The organism is bacterium, assembly GCA_040757115.1.
Classification (GTDB): Bacteria; UBA9089; CG2-30-40-21; order CG2-30-40-21; family SBAY01; genus JBFLXS01.
This window is the reverse complement of the sequence record JBFLYA010000300.1, coordinates 1-4,146: the sequence shown is the minus strand read 5'-3', so window position 1 is coordinate 4,146 and position 4,146 is coordinate 1. Positions and strand designations below refer to the sequence as shown.

4 protein-coding genes are annotated in these 4,146 nt (G+C 35.5%); 1 reads left to right on the top strand and 3 read right to left on the bottom strand.

Annotated features, from left to right (window positions below; genetic code table 11):
• The first annotated feature begins 480 nt into the window (after nt 1–480).
• Complete coding sequence (locus AB1422_17455; protein MEW6621091.1) at nt 481–1,164, top strand: response regulator; 684 nt, start codon at nt 481–483, stop codon at nt 1,162–1,164.
• A gap of 235 nt (nt 1,165–1,399) precedes the next feature.
• Here the strand turns inward: AB1422_17455 and pyrE are convergent, their stop codons facing one another.
• The 3 genes from pyrE to AB1422_17440 all read right to left on the bottom strand — a co-directional run bounded on the left by pyrE (nt 1,400) and on the right by AB1422_17440 (nt 3,911).
• Nucleotides 1,400–1,975: an orotate phosphoribosyltransferase gene (gene pyrE, locus AB1422_17450; GenBank protein ID MEW6621090.1), complete on the bottom strand. Its 576-nt coding sequence runs from the start codon at nt 1,973–1,975 to the stop codon at nt 1,400–1,402.
• Nucleotides 1,976–2,284: 309 nt separating this feature from the next.
• Nucleotides 2,285–3,376: a radical SAM protein gene (locus AB1422_17445; GenBank protein MEW6621089.1), complete on the bottom strand. Its 1,092-nt coding sequence runs from the start codon at nt 3,374–3,376 to the stop codon at nt 2,285–2,287.
• Entirely contained in the window at nt 3,369–3,911 is a 543-nt protein-coding gene (locus tag AB1422_17440) for a DUF2148 domain-containing protein (GenBank protein MEW6621088.1), read from the bottom strand. The genes AB1422_17445 and AB1422_17440 overlap by 8 nt, the downstream gene beginning before the upstream one ends.
• Nucleotides 3,912–4,146 lie beyond the last annotated feature (235 nt).

Below are 4,146 nucleotides of genomic sequence, written 5' to 3'. Positions count from 1 at the left end.
ATTATTAAAAAAATTGAAATTAATAGAAACTAATAGAAATTTATGGAAATTTGTTGTTTTCCACAATCAATTTCTACCTATTTCTATAAATTTCAATCTATTTCTATTATCTTATCTCCATATCCCCTTTCTTACACTTTTGATATATAGCCTGAACGGTTACGCCTTTTTAAACACCGAAAAACGCGAAAAAAAAGATATTTTCCTCTCTGTTTCTCTGCGTCTCTGCGGTAAATTACCACCTGAACGGTTACATTTTAATTTTGAAGATTCCACTTGACAAAAAAACAAATTTGTTATAAAATACAAACATAAGCAGATGATATTATAAAATCTGTAGATTCTGCTGATGTCTCAGAACTTAAAGTGATAATTGATAAACTTGCCCCAAATTGAACGCGTTTATCAACTGTACCAAAGAGTGAAGACTTGATTTATAATTTCAGCATTCCCTGACCGTTTACCAAGGAGGAAAATAAAATGAATGATGTTAATCTTTTAATCTGTGAGGATGATGAAGATATAGCTGAAATCCTTAGCAGATATTTTGTTTCTTGTGGCTTTAAAACTGAAATCGCAAAAAATGGAAAAGAGGCACTAAAAATACTGGAAAAGACGAATTTCAACATAGCCTTTATCGATATAATGATGCCACAGATGAATGGGATAGATTTCTTAAAGCAATTGAAAGAGGTAAGCCCCCATACAGAGGCAATAATCGTTACTGCGTATAGCTCTCTTGATACCGCCATCTCTGCTATGAGACTTGGTGCGGTTGATTATATCCAAAAGCCAGTGGAACTTGAAAAATTAGAGAAGGTAACAAAAAACATTCTTAAGAAACAAGAGGTGGTAAAAAGAGAAGAGGCTCAATTAAATGAGACCATTAGAAAACTAAAGGAAATAAATGAAATAACGGCTAAAGAAAACGGAAAACTCCTGGAAGAGATTCATGCCCTTTCTAAATTCAAGAAGAATTGGACAAAAAAACTCTCTTTCGAGATAAGAACACCGGTAACGATTATTAAAGGGTATGCCCAATTACTGCAAGATATGGCAAAGGATGATGAGACTAAAGAATATCTATCGGTGATAATTGCCCAATGTGAAAGGCTTGTTGGGGAAACATTGGAGGTAATGAATGAAGATATTAGTCCTCTGTGACGCTTGAAATTGTGGATAAAACATCTTCTTTTCCCCTCACCCTGACCCTTTATTGTGGTGTTGAGTAAGTTTTGTACGGCGTATCATCAGATTTCATAACCTGCAAACGGATAATTGGTAACTGGTTAAATAGTTTCGTCCTGAGATCAGCCAAACGGTATTTAATTACCAGTTACCAATCACCAGTTACCAGAATCAAATTCCGTGCGTTATTTGTTCAACACGACACTATGGGCTATATTTCTCTACTGCCTGGTTTGACTAATGGTAATTGTTGTTTGCATAATGGGCAGGTTTCTCTGGAATAAGTCTCGATATTTAGTTTAGCTAATGTTTTTAGTGGAATACCTAAATCTAGTTTCCCTTGACTTCTATCAATTAACGCTCCTACACCAACAACTATGCCATTCAACTCTTTAACTAATTCCATTACCTCTTTTACCGAGCCGGCAGTAGTAATTACATCTTCGACGACTAACACTTTTTCTCCATAATTTATTTTAAATCCGCGTCGAAGTTGCATTTTATCTTCAACCCGTTCGGCAAAAAGTGCCTTTGTCCCTAATGCCCGGGCAACCTCATGAGCAACAATTATTCCCCCTAAGGCAGGTCCTATGACAACATCTATATCTTTTTTATTGAATTTTTTAGCTAATTCTTTACCTAAATATTCTGCCCGTTTAGGATGTTGGAGGACAAGTGCACATTGCAAGTATTGGGGGCTATGCAATCCTGATGAAAGCAAGAAATGCCCACGAAGAAGTCCACCAGTTTTAAGTAATAGTGAAATTATATTCCCTTCTATCTCCATTTTATCTCCTTTTTTACCAATTATTTAACCTTTAATTTCGTGGAATCTTATAACCCGGAAGGTAACCGTTCACCGCAGAGACACAGAGACGCAGAGAAAAAATAAAAAACTATTTACCATATACTTCATTCCATCCCTGATTTTCATGAGGGCAAGCTCCTGATTTTCATCAGAGCAAGCTTTTGAGAACCGACATATCATGATTGATTAACAAATTTGGTTTTGATGTCTTATGTATTACCTAATCTTTTCTGTTATCTGATTTATTCCTATGTTTTCTCTGTTTCTCTGCGTCTCTGCGGTGAATAGTTACCTTTTTCCATCAATGTAACAGGCTGGGTCCTCGGCTAAATAATCACCATAAATTATCTTTGCCCTAACCCTACACCCACCACATAAATCTTTATATGAACATTGACCGCATTTACCTTTTAATCTCGTTTTTATCTGTGAACACATATTTAGATTTTTTTGCCAGATTTGAGAAAATGGCGTCTTGCGGACATTTCCTAATGACAAATCCTGCCAGAATTGACAGGGATAAATTTCACCTTCCGGGGAGATATTAGCAATCTTTTGTCCAGCAGAACATCCTCCTGCCATTTTAAGCAAGGTTTCTATCAAGGCTTTTTTATGAGGTTCTTTTTCCTGGATGTAGAAATAAATTCCATCTGCTGGATTATCAACTGTGAGTATTTCCATATTTGAGATTGTGGTGGCTCTAAAAATCAAAAAATTAATCAGGTTTATCTTAGTGTTAAGGTCTAAATCATCCTGAATCATTTCTTTGCCTTTACCTGTATAAACTAAATGGTAGAGGCAGAATCTTGGGATAGATTCTTTTGCGGCTAAATCAAGCAATGCGGGTAGATCTTCAAAATTATGTTTATTAACTGTAAATCTTATTCCGGTGTGTAATTTTGCCTCCTGACAATTATGGATTCCTTCAAATGATAGTTGAAAACCATTTTTTATTCCTCGAAATTCATTATGGACATCCGCAAGTCCATCGATACTGATACCCACATATTCAAAACCAGCATTTTTTATTGAAAGTGCTATACTGGAGGAAATTAATGTTCCATTAGATGAAATAACCGATCGAATGCCCAAATTAGCGGCAAATTCACCCAGTTCAAAAATATCCTTTCGTAAAAGTGGCTCTCCACCACTAAAAAGAAGCACCGGCACATTAAGACTGGCTAAATCATAGATAAATCTCTTTGCCTCATCCGTTGTCAGTTCTGTCATTGACTTTTTATCACGGGCAGAAATATAACAATGCCGACAGGATAAATTACATTGTCGGGTCATATTCCAGACGACTATTGGCTTATCACCAACAACCATTTCTGAAATGATGTTTTCCGAAGCACGACTAAGTTTTGTTAGATTAATCACTTTGTTTCCTATCAAAGAAGATATTTTTTGCCGTAGCACTTAATGGAATTCCATAAGCTATTTTTACCTCTTTGCCTAATAAATTTAATTTAACTGCGGCAAAACCAGCGGTATACATTATCCGATTATCGATGCGATTATCAGCAGCTATGGCTACGGCAGAACCAACGGCGATACCTAAATCTCCAGGGTTGAAAATACATATTCCATTTTTTTCAACACATTCTACACAGTTTTTGAATCCACATAAACCGCATAATTTTAAATTAACCGGGCTAATTTTAGTTCCAATCAAAACTAAAATATGGGCTTTTTCAACCGAATCTGCATCTCTGGCAAAGGTATCATTATTAAAATCCTTTGCAATTTGGCGCATAGTTTCCACTACATTTTGTTTTTCTTGCTTATCGACTAAACAACTAACAATGTTATCAACACCTTTTGCCTTTGGAGCAGTTCTCGCCGCCGTGCACATCAATGTAGCTGTAACCCTGATACCATAATTTTCTGCTTCTTGACTCTTGACAATTGGCATTTTTTCATCCCCCTTTTATTTAACGGTATTGTCAAAAACTAACCACAGAGCATGTTCCAAATTGCGTTGATTTGAAAAGTAACTCTTTGTTAAACAATAGGATACCGATGCGAAATATTCCACAAGGAGTTTAATGCAAATATCAAAATGTCCAAATCAAAAGGACAAAGCAAAATGCAAAAATACTTGTAAGGCAATAAAAAAAATCAAATATTAAATATTAAAAATCAAAAAT